Source organism: Bacillus sp. EB106-06-01-XG163 (assembly GCF_058791615.1).
Map to the genome: position 1 here is coordinate 68,090 of NZ_JBYTDS010000017.1, position 15,568 is coordinate 83,657.

Here is a 15,568-nt window from a genome sequence, read left to right on the forward strand (position 1 = left end):
TCAGACAGTCATTTATATGCCACTTGTATTCATCAGGACGACCCGCCAGCCGTCAGGATCTTCGATGGTCACGCCTTTTTCTTCCCAGTACGGGTTTTCGGGTGCTTTCTCCTCATATCCCATCTGCTTTAATTTCGTGCTGATGCGGATGACCTCCTGCTGATCCTGGATGTAAAAGACAAGCAGGCTGTCGCCGTGCGGAACGGGCGCCGGCTGAGACGCGCCGGTTTCTTCGGTGAATTCTAAGTGATATTGCGTATGGGGCAGGCCGAACATGACGCCGCTGTAGCCCTCATGTCCGGAAAAACTGCCGACCCTCTTCAGCCCGAGGCCCTCTTCATAAAACCTGATGATTTCTTTGAGCTGTCCGGTCGGCCGGGCAATCCGGATTTGCGCCGCTTGAAATTGCGGAAATTCAATTGTCATCATCATCCCTCCCTTAATGCCATTATATAAAAGCGCCTTCTTTTTTTCGTCTGCCGAACGGACGGCATTCTCTCATTCTTTCGGTTGAAAAAAAGCCTCAAGACATTGCTTGAGGCTTTACGCACCTGCCGGAACACCGCCGTCATCAAAGCGCCTTTCCAGGTTTACGAACTTATTGTATTCTTTCACAAAAGCCAGTGAGACGGTGCCCACCGGGCCGTTACGCTGTTTGGCAATAATGATTTCGATGATATTTTTGTTTTCGGATTCTTTATCATAGTAATCATCACGATACAGGAAGGCGACGATGTCGGCATCCTGCTCAATACTTCCCGACTCACGGATATCTGACATCATCGGACGTTTATCCTGCCGCTGCTCAACACCCCGGGAGAGCTGAGACAGGGCGATGACCGGGACTTCAAGCTCCCGCGCCAGCGCTTTTAGCGCCCGTGAAATTTCCGATACCTCTTGCTGGCGGTTGTCGCTTGAACGGCCGCTTCCCTGAATGAGCTGCAAGTAGTCAATTAAAATCATGCCCAATCCGTTCTCCTGCTTCAGTCTGCGGCATTTTGAACGGATTTCGCTGACGCGGATGCCGGGGGTATCATCTATAAAGATACCGCTGTTTGACAGGCTTCCCATCGCCATCGTCAGCTTGCCCCAATCTTCTTCCGTCAGATTTCCCGTTCTGAGATTTTGGGCATTAATATTCCCTTCAGCGCAGAGCATACGCATGACAAGCTGCTCGGCACCCATCTCAAGACTGAATATCGCGACGCTCTCATCCGTTTTGGTGGCCACGTTTTGCGCAATATTTAAGGCGAATGCCGTTTTCCCCACAGACGGACGGGCCGCGACAATGATCAAATCATTCCGCTGAAACCCCGCCGTCATCCGGTCAAGCTCAATAAAACCAGTCGGAATCCCGGTAATATCGCCTTTCCGGTTGTGAAGCTGCTCAATGTTGTCGTATGTTTGCACAAGCACGTCTTTGATATTTTGGAAGGCGCCCGAATTTTTTCGCTGCGCGACCTCCATAATCGTTTTTTCCGCATCGCTTAATAAATCTTCAACTTCATCCTCTCGCGTATACCCGTCTTGAGCGATTGAGGTCGCCGTTCTAATTAAACGGCGGAGAATGGATTTTTCCTCAACGATTTTCGCGTAATATTCTATATTAGCCGCTGTCGGAACGGAATTCGCGATGTCCGTCAGGTAAGAGACGCCTCCCACCTCTTCTAACAAATCGGTATTCGCAAGCTCTGACGTTACCGTGACCAAATCAACCGGTTCACCGCGGTCTCCGAGCACGAGCATGGCATTGTAAATTTTTTGGTGTGACATTCTGTAGAAATCATCCGGAATCAACACTTCAGAAGCCAGTGTTAACGCAGACGGCTGTAAAAAAACAGCACCTAACACGGCCTGCTCAGCTTCTATGTTTTGCGGCGGCAGCCGATCATTCAGAAGGTCTGTCATGCTAAGCACCGTCCTCTCCTTAAAAAATATCCAAACTCCATTTTACCATTTCTCAAGAAAAAGAATAGAAAAACATCACTTTCCCTGTATTTGTCAAACAGCGGCTGCGTGTTTCGCCATTCCGAATGCCGGGAAACAAATAAATAAATCGAAACCAGGAGGTAAGAAGGATGAAAACATATGCAGTAACACCCAGTGTTGATGCGGACGGATGGTTTGTGAAGGTGGAAAATGTGGCGCCGACGGCTCTTTATACATCAAAGGACGCGGCGATCGAGAAAGCGGAGCAGACGGCTAAAGAGAACAGCCCGTCTAAGCTTGTCATTTATGATCAGCATAAAAACATTGAAGAAGAACGGTCCTTTTAAGAAAAGCCTTCGCCCGAGCGAGGGCTTTTCTTATTCGATGAAACGGATGTGCAGCACCGTCTGCGCCATGAGATCGGCCGTTTTTTGATACAGCTCCCATTCTTCACAGGCGGCGAATACTTTCATCATGTCCTGCAATGTCTGTTTCAGTATAATAAATTCGTCAATTGTCCGCAGTTCTGCGGCTTTTTTCTGATAATCAGCCAGCTTCAGCTGTAATAACATCAATGGCGATTGCATAAAAAACCTCCCCCATTCTGTTATAAAGCCCCGCTTTTCAAACCTCCATTCCTTTGTCATATCCTCTTACGATAGATTTCTGATTTTAGTACAATAAAGAAACGGAAGGAGTGATCACATGAAACCGCTGCAAATTTCCGCCGAAACGGCGCAAAAGCTCGCAGAATCACTGAATATGCCGCTTGAGAGAATCATGCACATGCCTCAGCACATTCTGCTTGCCAAATTAGCTGAAGTCCAAAAAGAGAACGATCACAAATAAAGGCTGCTCTCTCATATATATGTGCGGGAGGCGGAAGCGATGGCTTTCCGCCTCTTTTTTTCGCGAAGAAAATTTTGGCAAAACATTCTTTGAACGGAACCGATCCGATTTTAACCGTCTCACAGCTGAAAAAACTTGTTGACGAAGGAAAAGTGAAATATTTCTTATTATCCGGAAACAATTCAGGCAATACGAAGCTTGTCTCATGGAGGAAAAAGAACGGCACAAAAATCTCAGCTGACCAATACAGCACCGGAAAAACAAGCTCAGCCCGGAAAGGAATGACGGGCGGCCCGGGCGGACAAAGTCAGCAGACTCTGTATGAGATGAAAAAATAGTTCGGAAAGAGGCTGGATAGTTAAACGCCGGCCTCTTTATTTTGCTCTTGAAGCACCTGCCATGCGGCGCCGGTATCATTCAGAAAAATGATTGATAAATACTTTCTATTTTTGAAACCATCAGTTCCTGACGCAGATGCCGGCCGGCATAGGAGCGCGCTTCTTTTCCAAGCCGTTCCCTGAGAGACTGATCCGTAATCAGCATTACGAGAGCATCAGCAAGTTCGCGGCTGTTGCCGGGCTGACAAATAAGCCCTGTGGCCTCATGCCGGATCATCTCAGGGATTCCTCCGCAGTCAGTTGCGACAATGGCTTGACCTGAGAACATCGCTTCGATGATCGCTATAGGGAAATTATCATTCAATGTCGGCAGGACAAATATAGATGATTCAGCCAAAAGCGCCGGCACATCACGTCGTTTTCCGAGGAAAAACACATTTGAGAGGCCCAGTTTCCGTCTCTTCTCTTCCAGAAACCCTCTCATGTTTCCGTCTCCGATGATCCATATATCAACTCCGGATAAATGGTGCCGGATGCGGGCGAGAGCGTCCAGCATCACATCATGTCCTTTTCGCTCGGTCAGACGGGAAACGCACGCAATCACGAGCTTTTCAGCACGTTTTGACTCAGGGGCATCCTGAATGTCAATGCCGGTATGAACAGTCTTCAGCTGAGCCTCCTTCGCTCCGTACTCCAGCAAAGGCTCGTGAAAGGAGTCGCTGATTGTAATGATTTTATCCGAAGCTTGAATACCCTGCCTTTCTATTTCACTGAAATATGCCTCTTCTATTGAACCCTTTTGGATTTTATGAAACTTCATCCGGCTTTTCGTAAAATGTCCGTGCGGCGTGAAAAAAAGAGGACGCTGGTACGTTTGATTAAGGTATCCCAGCAAAAATACCGCAAATAAATCCTGCGCGTGAAACAGGTCATATTGTTCTAAGTCTTTCTCCTTCAAAAATCTTTGAAAGACATGTAAATAGCTGAGATTCTTCACAAACTTTTCATTTGCGGCGCCGTATCTGCCAACAAGAAACGCTCTGATCTCGTCAGCGGCCCGCGGGATATCTTCCTGAAAAAAAGTTGGCGGCATTTGGAGCGGCGAGATGACATCCGCCTGATGACCGATGCGCTCAAAACCCGTCTTAATTGATGTGATATAACTCGCCAACCCTCCGACATTCGGGTAACGGAGAAAGGTTGCGTACAGAATACGCAATGGCTTTTTTCGTTTGGGGGAGCTTTTTCCTTCCGCACAGAACGAATACAGCATCTCTGGCTCACCTTGATGTTCGATCCCGTAAAATTGATCCATGACGCGCAATAAGGCTAGAGGCACCAGACCGTTCGGCTTGCCGATCTCTTCTTTCACATCCGCTCCCCCTCTCTCAAACTTATAATCCTAATTCCCGTCCCCATTTTGACACTTTGTCAACATGATACGGCAGCAGTTCCCCTCCCCGATTGTCGAAGATTCTCCGCAATTGGGTATGAAGCCCTTTTTCAAGTGTTCTCTGCAAATAAGCCATTTTATAAAGCGTCATAGGAGGGGTCTGAAAATGAATGCCCCGCTTTTTCATTTCTTTCGTATACACTTTTACGCAATACGTCCGAATATCTTCTGCGTGCCGGCTCCAATCTTTTCTGAAGCCAAGCAGAATTTCAACCAGCACCGTCATATCAAACCAAACCGGCGCGTATTTTGCGGATTCCCAATCGATGAATTGAATATCCCACGGTTCATGCCCGGACGCATCGTGGGTGCAGATATTCTGCATATGAAGATCACCGTGTGTGATGGCTGAGCCGTTTTGTATCAATTCAGGGAAAAAATCCGGCTCCTCCTGCTCAAGCAAGTTTGTGATTTGCCGATAATGAGGCTTCACGATATCTTTTGTGCGCTCATCTTTAAGAGCCCTATCCAATAATTCCGCTGTCTTTTTGATCTGCTTTTTACGCCCTTTTCTCATGGTTTCCGATTCATATACCGGCAGCCACGACCGCCATTTACCGTCAGAAATATTCTTATTTTCAAAGGTGCGGCTGTGCAATTCTGCGACAGACGGAATAATATACTTGAAATGCTTCGGGTGAAATGTAAGCTGTCCCCTGATCTGGCTGACAAACTCCATAAATATCCACGTTTCATGGTCACTTTCTTCTATAAGATAGATGTCCGGCAGCAAATCCCCTAAAACGGAACGGGCTTTCCCGTATATATTAATCTCGACCTTATTTTTTTCACGGGAAGATTTATATACCTTCAATATCAGCGGAACAGTTCCGGATTTTTTCTTTACAAACAGTTTATAAATGGCGCTTCTGTCCGTCGATTTCAGGCATGTGATGTCATCCGGATTCACCGCAGCCCTTTCACCGAACGAATACGACAGTTTTTCGTCAATTCTCAGTTTTTGAAATGCGCCATACAAAAGATCCTTTTCATACATGCCGATCTTCCTTCCGCTTCCGTTTCCAGCTGTTTTTGAGATGAGACCAAGTGTTTCTGATAAATGGCATCGGGTCATTCCAAGCAAAAAGAGCGTACTCTTTTTTTCCTTTACACCCTTTCCAAAAATCCCGGAACGTCATTTCTCCTCTTTTTCGTTTCTTCAAAAACGTTAAGAAATAACGCACCTCATAAATCCAGTTGATTCCGTCTTTTTGTTCGAGCTGGGGCTTCACATGTTGTCCGGTCAAATACAGATAGTACATGTAAACGAAATGAACGCCTGCCGGTTCTGTCAGGCTATGGCTGAGCCAAAAGCGCGGATTAATTTCGATAAACTTGTAAACATTGTCCCGGGGATCCTTTTTAAATTCCGCCATGCCTACTCCCTTCAGCTGAATCGCTTCAAAAAACGGCAGGGTCTTCTCGATTAAATCAGGAAGCCGTTTGCTGACGACGTGGGCCCCCGCGCCAAAATCTGCAGGGAATTGATGGTTCTTTTGCAGAGAGAATAGGCCCATTAATTTCATTTGGTCATCATAAAAAGTGGCGACTTTATAAAAACACTGGTTGTCTCCGGGGATGATCTCCTGCACGAGCAGTTCTCCATTTTCTCTGTAGGAGCTGAACTCCTTGCGCAATTGTGCGGCATCCTTCATTACAATTGCTTTTTTGTTTACTTTTTTTCTGTATTCATGGCCGGCCACCGGTTTTAAAATACACGGGAAGTCAATATTGGCGATGGCCTCTTCCAGCTCATCCCGGTTGTTCGGAAAAAAGGTTTTCGGGCAGGGGATGTGATGCTTGACCGCTAATTCATATGCTTTGCTTTTATCTAAGACCGTTTCTAACAGAGAGCGGCTCGGGAGCAAAAACAAAAAAAAGCCGGCTAATGTCTCGCGGAATTTAGATATAAATCCCGCATAATCATCAGATCCTGCGTACAGAACCGGCTTTGCTTGGAATCGCTTCCCGAAATCAGTCAGAAATGTCAGCAGTTCTTCCTCTTGTGTTAAAGGGCTGGGACATATCCCGCAATCTGCCAACCTTGATTTTCCGATACGATAAGGTCCCTCCGTGTCAAACGCGTAAACATCGATTCCTCTTCGGGCCAGGCTGCGAATGATCCCAATCCCGTTTGCACTGAAATCAAGTACAACGGCTGCATGTTCATGTTTCATGATCTCCCTCCGAGCTGTTGGTATTTTGATAAATCGATTCGATATTTTTTATCATCGTCTCACTGCTTAAATATTTCTCTGCGTAGGCCTTTGCGTTTGAAGCAGCTATCTTCCGCGCAGATTTGTTAGTGATAAAAAACGCTAAAGCCCGGGCAAGAACCTTTGCATTTCCCGGCTCGACAATAAGCCCCGTTTTGTTATGGCGGATCAGATCCGGAATACCCCCGCAATCGGTCGCGATGATAGCCGAGCCGCTGAACATCGCTTCAATAATCGAAATAGGCAGACTATCATTAATGGTCGGCAGTACGAATATGTCCGTCACATTCAAAATAGCGGGAACATCATCTCTTTTTCCTAAAAAGGAAACCATAGATAGATTCAGTTTTCGAGCCTGTTCCTCTAAGGCGCTCCTCATCTCTCCGTCGCCCGCGATCAGCACTTCAACATGCTCAAGTACATCAGATGGAATTCTCGAAAGTGCGTCCAGTAAATATTTGTGACCTTTTCTCGGGCCTAATCTTGCAATACACGAGATGATGATCTTATTTTTCGGTACCGGGGTTTTTCTTTTCCCGCCTGTTTTTGCATCGTAATCGATTCCTGTGACCACCGTTGTCATGTCTTCCTGTTCGGCTCCGAGCTTCATGAGCGGGCTGCGGAACGTATCGCTGATAATAATCAGGCGATCTGCGTATTCAATGGCTTTCATCTCTAATTTTTTATAATAAATCTCTTCTACCGAGCCTTTTTTAAAGATGTGAAATTTAAGTCTGTTGAAAGTAAACATGCCATGCGGTGTGAAAAATAAAGGTTTTTTATAGATTTGATTGAACCTGCCTAACATATTGGCTGTAAATAAATCTTGAGCGTGGAACACATCATATCTTTCCAAATGAATCTTTTGAAGCATTTGCTCGTATATAAACATCAGCCGATTATTTTTCAAAATATGATCGTTATAAACCCCATATCTGTCTTTAAAGAAATCTTTTAATTTCGGAACAACAGCCGCCCGCAGTTCTTTTACCTGTGCGGACGGAAACAGATTAGGGGATATGACATCCACCTTATGACCTCTCTTTTTCAGGCCTTCACTAAGCGTTTTAATATAGTTTGATAAACCGCCCGTGTGCGGGTAGTCCCAAAACGTGGCAATCAAAATGGATAACTTCTTTTTTTTCCTGTATAACCGCGGAATATGATGTTCATGTTTCAACTGTGTCTTTACTGCCGCCTTTTTTCGCGGGCGCGTTTTGACCCCGTAGTAGCGGTCAAGCGTCTGGACCATATACGGATAGGGGACGGAAAATGTCTTGATCATTTCCAGATCCTCCGCACGACTTCAAAAGCTTCAGCGTATTCCACACCCGCCGTCATCCCTCTGACTTTTCCTAAATGTTTTACGCCTTCATATGAACGGGGATGAGGGTAATCCCTCATTTCTACGTCATAGTGGTGAAGCGCCGCGAGTTTGGCATCCATTGTGTCTGTGATGTTAACGAAGTAATTAGGCTTGAAGAGTTTATCAGCCGTATTCCTCTCCCACTCGCTTGAAGATAGCGTTTCAAACGTAAGCAGTTCGATAGGCTTTTGATTCGGAAGCGGTCTGGCGGCTGTTAAAACTGCTTGGAATGTTCTCTGGTGGTCCATATTGATATCGCCGTAATGATGTGTAAAGATTTTATCAGGCTGATAGACGCGAATGAGCTGCTCTAATTCTTTGACAAGCTTATGAAGAGGGATACATTCCAGCTCTAAATTCGTGTGCTCCAAAAAGATGACTTTCTCAATTCCAAGCTCTTGATTCGCGCGTTCGCCTAATTGTTTAATATGATGAGCTTCTTCTTTTCTTCCTAATGCCGTAATAACGGAAATTACTTTATATCCTTCATTGATCAGCCGTTTTATGGTGCCCGCTGATCCCAATAGTTCATCATCGGGATGAGCGCCGATAACCATAATGTATTCTGCCATTTTTTCCACACTCCACCAAACAAATGTTACAAATATCATATGACGACCCTACAAAAAGGAAACTTACATGTGCGGATTTTCAGAAACTTACATGTGCGGCTGCCATTCCAGGTAACGTGACGGATTTAATTTTTTTATAGTGTTCAAAAACTCATCCGCCAAGCCGTATTTGTCCAGTCCTTTTAATAGTTTTACGGGAAACCGGGTAATGGCGGAAAAAGCTCTTTTATGGTCGATGACCTTAAGATTTCCGTGTTCGTTGATCAGAATGTGCCTGATTTCGGCATCCCATCTGGTAAAACCGATTCTTTTTAATTCATCCAGCATATTTAAAATATCAGCAGTCAGTTTGACGGACAGGGATTTTTCTTGTTTGATATGGCGGGCAAGAGAGGTGCCTTGGACATATTCCATCACAATATAACGATCTCCGTATTCATACAGTCTTGGAATCACCGGGGAACCTTGTCCGGTCTTTAAAGCTGCCAATTCCTTTTTGCATGTCCCTTTTTCAAAGAAGTATTTTACGCATTTGTTGTGTGTTAAGCGATAGACTTCCCCGTCTTTTCCATCACCGATCAGCGGATAGTGCTCCAGCGCCTTTTTATTCTCCGGATTATTAAAATATGTTTCAGAAAAAAATCGTTTCATACCGACACATCCTTCGTTATGATGTAATATAATATGCAATCTGGTGATGATCGGAAATGAAACAATCTCATCATTTTCTTGCGCTGCGCCGTCTGCTGACATGAAAAAAACCCGCCGGATCGGCGGGTTTTTCATTGTGTATTACGCTTCTTCTTTTACGTGAACCTTCAGCACAGCCTGAACTTCAGGGTGCAGCTTTACAGGAACGTTTGTATATCCCAGTGTGCGGATACCGTCTTGGAGCTCCAATTTCCGTTTATCCACTTTAATCTTATGCGTTTTTTGCAGCGCTTCTGCAATCTGTTTGCTTGTGACAGATCCGAATAGACGGCCGCCTTCACCGGATTTGGCACTCAGCTCAACAGTCAGCTGTTCAAGCGTTTCTTTCAAATCTTTGGCTCTTTCAAGCTCGGCAATCGCTTCTTTTTTCTCTTTTTCTTTCTGTCCTTTCAATGCGCTGATGTTTGTCGCATTTGCTTCGACAGCGAGGCCTTTTTTAATGAGAAAGTTATGTGCATAACCGTCTGCTACGTTTTTCACTTCGCCTTTTTTTCCTTTACCTTTTACATCTTGTAAGAAAATAACCTTCATCTCTGAACGCCTCCCTCAAAATATTCATCAATGGCTTCCTTCAGCCGGACGAGCGCTTCTGAGACAGAAATGCCCGATAACTGGGTTGCCGCATTGGTTAAATGCCCTCCGCCATCCAGCGCCTCCATAATAATCTGCACATTGACCTCGCCCAGCGATCTCGCACTGATGCACACCGTATGCTCATCCCGTCTGGCTACCGCAAATGAAGCTTCCACTTCACTCATCGATAAGAGGGAATCAGCCGCCTGCGCAATCAGCACCTGGTCAAAGTACTCCTCTTCGTTCTCAGGAAGAGAAGCAATCGCGATATGTTCTTTATAAAGAGACGTATGCTGGATCAGCTTCGCCCGCTTGATATAAGAACCGACCGATTCTTTGAGAACTTTCTGCACCAGAACCGTATCTGCGCCTTTCGCTCTCAAATAAGAAGCGGCGTCGAACGTCCGCGAGCCCGTGCGAAGGGAAAAACTCTTTGTATCCACTATTATACCAGCTAACAGGGCCGTCGCTTCAATCATATTGACTTTGAGCCGCTTCGGCTGGTATTCAAGCAGCTCCGTCACGAGTTCTGCGGTGGATGAAGCGTATGGCTCCATATAAACGAGCAGCGGGTCTTTAATAAATTCCTCGCCTCTGCGGTGGTGGTCAATCACAACGATGTGCTCGATTTTGTTCACGAGACGCTCTTCCATCACAAGGGACGGTTTATGTGTATCAACGACGACAAGCAGCGTGTCGTCATTTGAAATTTCCATCGCCTCTTCCGGCGTGATGAACCGCGACCACAGCTCTTCATATTTTTTAATTTCTTCAATCAGACGCTGAACACTTGATCCGATCTGGTTCGGATCAATGACGATGTAGCCTTCTTTGCCGTTGGCCTGCGCCACCTTCAATATTCCGATTGCGGCTCCGACTGCGTCCATATCAGGAAATTTGTGCCCCATGATAATGACATTGCTGCTTTCTGAGACAATTTCCTTGAGCGCGTGAGAAATCACCCGGGCGCGCACCCTTGTGCGCTTCTCCATCGGATTCGTTTTGCCGCCGTAAAATTTCACCTTGCCGTTCGGCATTTTGATCGCCACTTGGTCGCCTCCGCGGCCGAGAGCCAAATCGAGGCTGGACTGCGCCAGATCTCCAAGCTCCTTCAAGGAAGAAACCGATGCGCCGATCCCGATGCTGAGGGTCAATGATACAGTGTGGACGGATGTTTTTTCTCGGATTTCATCCAAAATCGAAAATTTCGCGTTTTCAAGCTCCGTTAAAATGTGTTCATTTAACACCGCGATAAACCGCTCCGAGGACGTCCGTTTCAGAAAAATGCCGTACTCCTGCGCCCACGCATTTAATAATGAGGTGACCTGGCTGTTCATCGTGCTTCTCGTTTGGTCATCCAGCCCCTGTGTGACGTCATCATAGTTATCTAAGAAGATATATGCCAGCACGGTTCTCTCATTTTCGTACTGCTTTTCAATCTGAATCTGTTCTGTCACATCAAAGAAATAAAGCAGGCGCTCATCTCTTTTAATCACTACTTTAAACTTCCGCTCATTCAAGGTGATCGTTTCCGAATCGACCTCCTGCTTGATCAGCGGCACGACGGCCTCGCATGTGTCATACAGCGAGCGTCCGACGAGCGTGCTTTCATTAAAACAGGAAGACAAAAACGGATTCGCCCACTCAATGTAATATTGATCATTAAACAGCATAATCCCGATAGGCATTTCCATTAATGCCTCTTCGCCTACTTTTTTCAATCTATACGATAACGTGGAGATATAATCGTCAATTTCTTTTCTGATCAGAGAATCCGCACGCTTAATGAAAAACAAGATCACGGCGAGCAGCACAACGCCGATGGCTCCTATCAGCCAGTTAAAGTAAATGCTGATGAGAATTATGATGATTGACAATGCAATCAATGCATAGATGGGATACCGAAACAACGGTTTTTCATAAAAACTAGGCATTTCTATCAACTCCCCACCTGTAAGTCACACTCAATTTCGCGTCACCTTATTTCTTATGTTAAAGCCTATGTCAATGATGCCTAAGAGGAGATACACGGACAAGATGAGCGGAAAAAGCACCCCCAGCACAATTGCTAATACAGGAACGGCTTTCGGCATCTCCATTTCGCGGCAATAGAAAAAAATAAACGCTAATCCTTGAATACAAATCAGCAAGCTGAGAATAAATCCCCCATTCAATGAAACCGAATACAGCATATGCCCTTTTTCTAAAGGCAGAAACCCTAATATCGTCACAATAAAATACAGAATGACAACGCTTTGCGGGAGTTTGAGCTCTCTAAAAGGCTTCATCTTCGGAAGATCAGGGGAAAATCGCCGTAAAAGCGGCCTTGCCATAGCATAACTGAGGAAAGAAAAAACGATGCCGGTCAATACGAGCACTGTAGGAAAAAGATATTGAACCGTGCTCAGCTGACTTTCCATCAGCTTGATCTGCTTCCCGAACTGGTCTCCGTAACCCAGCTGTTTTGACATGGTATCAGCCACAGACAGCGACTCCCGAAGCTGGGACATGGTGGTATCAACCACATTCATGTTAAGGAACACGATGCTGACCACAAAAAAAACGACGCCGCACAGCACATACGCCATAGCGCCGGCAGCAACCGCATAGCCGGACTGTTTCTTTTTAAAATAATATCCCATGGCGATTCCCGTACAGGCCGCCGTAAAAGCGCCTGTAAGCCCGGTAAACGAACTTACAATAAAGCTGACAGGAAGGCTGGCAAGCCCCATCCATACCCCGGGCTTCAGACCGTGCCGAATGGTGTAAAGAATGATCGGCAGCGGCAAAGCAAAGAGAAGAATTGCCCCCAGTAAAGGGAGGTACACGACCAAAAGGGAAATGATTGCAAAAATACTGATCAAAATGGCGCCTTCTATTAGAGCCCTTGTATTTTTCACTTACTCACCTCAAACCTTGTATCATTCGAACATACGAATAGAAAAGAGCAGCTTAGACGACTGCTCTTTTGACGCCGCAATGTCTCTTTCAAGACCTGAATTTTCCATAAACTCTCCAAAATACACGTATATATTTTAACATAAGTCGAAATCGCAAGTAAAATGAGCGCGGACAGCCGCAATGTTCCATGTGAAACATGAAAACAGACAAACGGACATCCCAGTGAAAGAATGCCCGTTGTATCAGTGATCCTGATCATCCATGAAACCAGAAGTATCTCTGTTTTTCTTTTTGGTTTTTCGTACATATAACAAGACGATAACGATAAGTAAGAGAGTGGTCGCCTGCAAAACACCGCTGCTGAAAAGGAAGAAGTTCTTTATCATGTCCCACATATAGTTTCACCTCTATTTCGTATTTCCTTTACATTGATTTTCCCTTTCTGGAAACTTCAAAACATCAGGAACAACATCGGAACCGGGGCATATGCTGATAGTGAAAATGAAGGATAAAGGAGATTCTTACACCATGACTGAGCGGAGAACATTAGCATGGCATGAAACGTTAGAACTGCATGAGTTAGTGGCTTTCCAGGCAAACGGACTTGTGAAATTAAAAAGAACAGAGCGGGACGTAAGCGATGCCAGATTAAAACAGCTTTACAGATTTTCCATCCATTCTTTGGAACAAAACCTGCGTGAACTGCTTCCTTTCTTCCCTGAAGCTCCCGCTTTTCGTGAGGATGAAACAGAAGAGCGCGCTGATTCCTCCTTTTACAGCGGCGGCCTGCTCATTCTGGCCAAAACATCTGTCCGCAATTATGCCGGAGCCATTACAGAGACGGCCACACCTCAATTAAGACACGTCTTCGTCAAGCACTTAAACGCGGCCATCAAGTGGCACCAAATGGTCTTTGAGTATATGGAAGAACGCGGTCAATATCCGGCTTACAACCTGAGCGAATTGCTGAAGAATGATGTGCGCAACGCCAGAAAAGCCATCGCGATGAAATAAAAAAAAGCAGCAAGGAATTTAATCCTTTGCTGCTTCTTATTTTTGAGCGGACTGATCTTGAGGAGACGTTTTATCCCGGTATGTCTCGAGAAACTCCCGGTTGGCATCTCCCCATTTCTTCATTTGCAAAACGATCGGTTCCAGCGACCTGCCGAATTCGGTAAGAGAATACTCCACCTTTGGAGGCACCTGCTGATATACCTCGCGATGCACGATGCCGTCCGCCTCAAGCTCGCGAAGCTGAAGCGTCAGCATACGCTGCGTAATGCTGGGGCAAATGCGCCGAAACTCATTAAACCGCTTTTTTCCGCCGATCATATGATAAAACAAAATACCCTTCCACTTTCCGCCGATAACGGAAAGCGTCAGTTCAACCGGACAACCTTCTTTATTCGGATATATGTTCATTTTTCATCCTCCATAGTACCTTTTTTGATACTATATGCTGATTAGCATCTGACTTACCCAGTATTTTACTCGCAATCCTCTCCACCTCTCAACAAAAATGCTTCTTTTTCACATCAATTTTTAAGGTTTTGAAGATTACACCCTCCTCAAGACGTGTTAAACTATAAAAAGATTGTTTACACTACAAAAAAGGACAAGGAGTTATTATGGAAAAAATTCTTATTTTCGGACATCAAAACCCAGACACAGATACCATTTGCTCTGCCATTGCCTACGCTGATCTAAAAAATAAACTCGGCTTCAATGCTGAGCCCGTCCGCCTTGGACAAGTCAACGGCGAAACACAATACGCGCTTGATTATTTCAAGCAGGAAAGCCCGCGTTTGGTGGAAACAGCCGCAAACGAAGTAAACGGCGTCATCCTTGTTGACCACAATGAACGCCAGCAAAGCATCAAGGATATCGAAGACGTTCAGGTTCTTGAAGTTATCGACCACCACCGTATCGCCAACTTCGAAACAGCGGAACCTCTTTACTACCGTGCTGAGCCGGTCGGCTGTACGGCTACGATCTTAAACAAAATGTACAAAGAAAATAACGTGAAAATCGAGAAAGAAATTGCGGGCCTCATGCTGTCAGCAATCATTTCCGACTCTCTGTTATTTAAATCTCCGACTTGCACGGAGCAAGATATCGCAGCGGCAAAAGAGCTTGCTGAAATTGCCGGCGTAGATGCGGAAGAGTACGGCTTAAACATGCTGAAAGCGGGCGCCGACTTAAGCAAAAAAACTGTGGAAGAACTGATTTCTCTTGATGCGAAAGAGTTCACGCTCGGCAGCAAAAAAGTCGAAATCGCCCAAGTCAACACAGTTGATATTGAAGATGTTAAAAAGCGGCAGCCGGAATTAGAAGCGGCTCTTTCAAAAGTAATTGCTGAGAAGAACCTTGACCTGTTCCTTCTCGTGATTACGGATATTCTGGAAAACGATTCCCTTGCGCTTGCCATCGGTGATCAAGCGTCAAAAGTGGAAAAAGCATTCAACGTGACTTTAGAAAACAACACGGCTCTTTTAAAAGGCGTCGTATCCAGAAAGAAACAAGTCGTTCCTGTTTTAACAGACGCGATTGCAGAATAACCAAAACACCCCGGAAACCCGGGATTGACCCCCGTTTTTGAGACAGGGGTCAAAACACCTTTTAAACAGCCAATTGCCGATAGTTTATCGGTGATTGGTTGT

18 protein-coding genes and 1 pseudogene are annotated in these 15,568 nt (G+C 45.5%); 5 read left to right on the forward strand and 14 right to left on the reverse strand.

Annotated elements, in window-relative coordinates; translation table 11 throughout:
* Window positions 1–12 precede the first annotated feature (12 nt).
* Both AC3WTF_RS17330 and dnaB read right to left on the reverse strand, forming a co-directional pair.
* Window positions 13–426, reverse strand: a complete 414-nt coding sequence (locus AC3WTF_RS17330; RefSeq protein WP_007407899.1) for a VOC family protein — start codon at window positions 424–426, stop codon at window positions 13–15.
* Between the two features lie 117 nt (window positions 427–543).
* Window positions 544–1,908: a replicative DNA helicase gene (gene dnaB, locus AC3WTF_RS17335; RefSeq protein WP_004393100.1), complete on the reverse strand. Its 1,365-nt coding sequence runs from the start codon at window positions 1,906–1,908 to the stop codon at window positions 544–546.
* A gap of 170 nt (window positions 1,909–2,078) precedes the next feature.
* Here dnaB and AC3WTF_RS17340 point away from each other — a divergent pair, with 170 nt between their 5' ends.
* Entirely contained in the window at window positions 2,079–2,276 is a 198-nt protein-coding gene (locus AC3WTF_RS17340) for a DUF2188 domain-containing protein (RefSeq protein WP_007407900.1), read from the forward strand.
* Between the two features lie 30 nt (window positions 2,277–2,306).
* Here the strand turns inward: AC3WTF_RS17340 and AC3WTF_RS17345 are convergent, their stop codons facing one another.
* Window positions 2,307–2,516, reverse strand: coding sequence for a hypothetical protein (locus AC3WTF_RS17345; RefSeq protein WP_015418617.1), 210 nt, complete (start codon window positions 2,514–2,516; stop codon window positions 2,307–2,309).
* A 118-nt stretch (window positions 2,517–2,634) separates the two neighbouring features.
* Between AC3WTF_RS17345 and AC3WTF_RS17350 the strand changes: the two genes are divergently transcribed.
* Both AC3WTF_RS17350 and AC3WTF_RS17355 read left to right on the forward strand, forming a co-directional pair.
* Window positions 2,635–2,778 (forward strand): YycC family protein, encoded by a 144-nt coding sequence (locus AC3WTF_RS17350; RefSeq protein WP_007407902.1) that lies wholly within the window; start codon window positions 2,635–2,637, stop codon window positions 2,776–2,778.
* A gap of 86 nt (window positions 2,779–2,864) precedes the next feature.
* Window positions 2,865–3,116 (forward strand): annotated as a pseudogene (locus tag AC3WTF_RS17355) (mannosyltransferase YkcB-related protein); the annotation flags it as partial.
* 79 nt (window positions 3,117–3,195) lie between these two features.
* On the opposite strand, the gene AC3WTF_RS17360 reads toward AC3WTF_RS17355, so the two are convergent.
* The 10 genes from AC3WTF_RS17360 to AC3WTF_RS17405 form a co-directional block, all read right to left on the reverse strand.
* On the reverse strand, window positions 3,196–4,488 hold the full coding sequence (locus tag AC3WTF_RS17360; protein ID WP_020958106.1) for a glycosyltransferase family 4 protein: 1,293 nt from the start codon (window positions 4,486–4,488) through the stop codon (window positions 3,196–3,198).
* A 22-nt stretch (window positions 4,489–4,510) separates the two neighbouring features.
* Entirely contained in the window at window positions 4,511–5,566 is a 1,056-nt protein-coding gene (locus tag AC3WTF_RS17365) for a phosphotransferase (protein ID WP_007407905.1), read from the reverse strand.
* Complete coding sequence (locus AC3WTF_RS17370; protein WP_015418621.1) at window positions 5,559–6,746, reverse strand: carboxylate--amine ligase; 1,188 nt, start codon at window positions 6,744–6,746, stop codon at window positions 5,559–5,561. Before AC3WTF_RS17370 ends, AC3WTF_RS17365 begins: the two co-directional genes overlap by 8 nt.
* Window positions 6,736–8,070: a glycosyltransferase family 4 protein gene (locus AC3WTF_RS17375; RefSeq protein ID WP_032866864.1), complete on the reverse strand. Its 1,335-nt coding sequence runs from the start codon at window positions 8,068–8,070 to the stop codon at window positions 6,736–6,738. Before AC3WTF_RS17375 ends, AC3WTF_RS17370 begins: the two co-directional genes overlap by 11 nt.
* Complete coding sequence (locus AC3WTF_RS17380; protein WP_007407908.1) at window positions 8,067–8,723, reverse strand: PIG-L deacetylase family protein; 657 nt, start codon at window positions 8,721–8,723, stop codon at window positions 8,067–8,069. Before AC3WTF_RS17380 ends, AC3WTF_RS17375 begins: the two co-directional genes overlap by 4 nt.
* Before the next feature lie 87 nt (window positions 8,724–8,810).
* Window positions 8,811–9,509, reverse strand: coding sequence for a kinase (locus AC3WTF_RS17385; protein ID WP_079891422.1), 699 nt, complete (start codon window positions 9,507–9,509; stop codon window positions 8,811–8,813).
* Between the two features lie 6 nt (window positions 9,510–9,515).
* A complete protein-coding gene (gene rplI / locus AC3WTF_RS17390; protein WP_007407910.1) occupies window positions 9,516–9,965 on the reverse strand; it encodes a 50S ribosomal protein L9 in 450 nt (149 codons plus the stop codon).
* Complete coding sequence (locus AC3WTF_RS17395) at window positions 9,962–11,941, reverse strand: DHH family phosphoesterase (protein ID WP_015240959.1); 1,980 nt, start codon at window positions 11,939–11,941, stop codon at window positions 9,962–9,964. The genes rplI and AC3WTF_RS17395 overlap by 4 nt, the downstream gene beginning before the upstream one ends.
* 30 nt (window positions 11,942–11,971) lie before the next feature.
* Entirely contained in the window at window positions 11,972–12,907 is a 936-nt protein-coding gene (locus AC3WTF_RS17400) for a YybS family protein (protein WP_032866869.1), read from the reverse strand.
* Window positions 12,908–13,150: 243 nt separating this feature from the next.
* Window positions 13,151–13,303 (reverse strand): hypothetical protein, encoded by a 153-nt coding sequence (locus AC3WTF_RS17405; protein ID WP_004393059.1) that lies wholly within the window; start codon window positions 13,301–13,303, stop codon window positions 13,151–13,153.
* A 133-nt stretch (window positions 13,304–13,436) separates the two neighbouring features.
* On the opposite strand from AC3WTF_RS17405, the gene AC3WTF_RS17410 reads away from it, so the two are divergent.
* Complete coding sequence (locus AC3WTF_RS17410; RefSeq protein WP_007407913.1) at window positions 13,437–13,922, forward strand: spore coat protein; 486 nt, start codon at window positions 13,437–13,439, stop codon at window positions 13,920–13,922.
* A gap of 36 nt (window positions 13,923–13,958) precedes the next feature.
* Here AC3WTF_RS17410 and AC3WTF_RS17415 read toward each other — a convergent pair whose 3' ends face one another.
* Entirely contained in the window at window positions 13,959–14,330 is a 372-nt protein-coding gene (locus AC3WTF_RS17415; protein ID WP_015240961.1) for a winged helix-turn-helix transcriptional regulator, read from the reverse strand.
* Window positions 14,331–14,536: 206 nt separating this feature from the next.
* On the opposite strand from AC3WTF_RS17415, the gene AC3WTF_RS17420 reads away from it, so the two are divergent.
* The gene (locus AC3WTF_RS17420) at window positions 14,537–15,466 is read left to right on the forward strand and encodes a manganese-dependent inorganic pyrophosphatase (RefSeq protein WP_004393053.1); all 930 of its coding nucleotides are present in this window, start codon (window positions 14,537–14,539) and stop codon (window positions 15,464–15,466) included.
* Window positions 15,467–15,568: the final 102 nt, after the last annotated feature.

Bases quoted from the DNA above. Each gene is read 5' to 3' on its own strand.
- AC3WTF_RS17370 (WP_015418621.1), bottom strand. From the start codon at position 6,746: ATGAAACATGAACATGCAGCCGTTGTACTTGATTTCAGTGCAAACGGG.
- dnaB (WP_004393100.1), bottom strand. From the start codon at position 1,908: ATGACAGACCTTCTGAATGATCGGCTGCCGCCGCAAAACATAGAAGCT.
- AC3WTF_RS17415 (WP_015240961.1), bottom strand. From the start codon at position 14,330: ATGAACATATATCCGAATAAAGAAGGTTGTCCGGTTGAACTGACGCTT.
- AC3WTF_RS17350 (WP_007407902.1), top strand. From the start codon at position 2,635: ATGAAACCGCTGCAAATTTCCGCCGAAACGGCGCAAAAGCTCGCAGAA.
- AC3WTF_RS17410 (WP_007407913.1), top strand. From the start codon at position 13,437: ATGACTGAGCGGAGAACATTAGCATGGCATGAAACGTTAGAACTGCAT.
- AC3WTF_RS17385 (WP_079891422.1), bottom strand. From the start codon at position 9,509: ATGAAAAACCCGCCGATCCGGCGGGTTTTTTTCATGTCAGCAGACGGC.
- AC3WTF_RS17420 (WP_004393053.1), top strand. From the start codon at position 14,537: ATGGAAAAAATTCTTATTTTCGGACATCAAAACCCAGACACAGATACC.
- AC3WTF_RS17375 (WP_032866864.1), bottom strand. From the start codon at position 8,070: ATGATCAAGACATTTTCCGTCCCCTATCCGTATATGGTCCAGACGCTT.
- rplI (WP_007407910.1), bottom strand. From the start codon at position 9,965: ATGAAGGTTATTTTCTTACAAGATGTAAAAGGTAAAGGAAAAAAAGGC.
- AC3WTF_RS17365 (WP_007407905.1), bottom strand. From the start codon at position 5,566: ATGTATGAAAAGGATCTTTTGTATGGCGCATTTCAAAAACTGAGAATT.
- AC3WTF_RS17340 (WP_007407900.1), top strand. From the start codon at position 2,079: ATGAAAACATATGCAGTAACACCCAGTGTTGATGCGGACGGATGGTTT.
- AC3WTF_RS17405 (WP_004393059.1), bottom strand. From the start codon at position 13,303: ATGTGGGACATGATAAAGAACTTCTTCCTTTTCAGCAGCGGTGTTTTG.
- AC3WTF_RS17395 (WP_015240959.1), bottom strand. From the start codon at position 11,941: ATGCCTAGTTTTTATGAAAAACCGTTGTTTCGGTATCCCATCTATGCA.
- AC3WTF_RS17380 (WP_007407908.1), bottom strand. From the start codon at position 8,723: ATGGCAGAATACATTATGGTTATCGGCGCTCATCCCGATGATGAACTA.
- AC3WTF_RS17330 (WP_007407899.1), bottom strand. From the start codon at position 426: ATGACAATTGAATTTCCGCAATTTCAAGCGGCGCAAATCCGGATTGCC.
- AC3WTF_RS17345 (WP_015418617.1), bottom strand. From the start codon at position 2,516: ATGCAATCGCCATTGATGTTATTACAGCTGAAGCTGGCTGATTATCAG.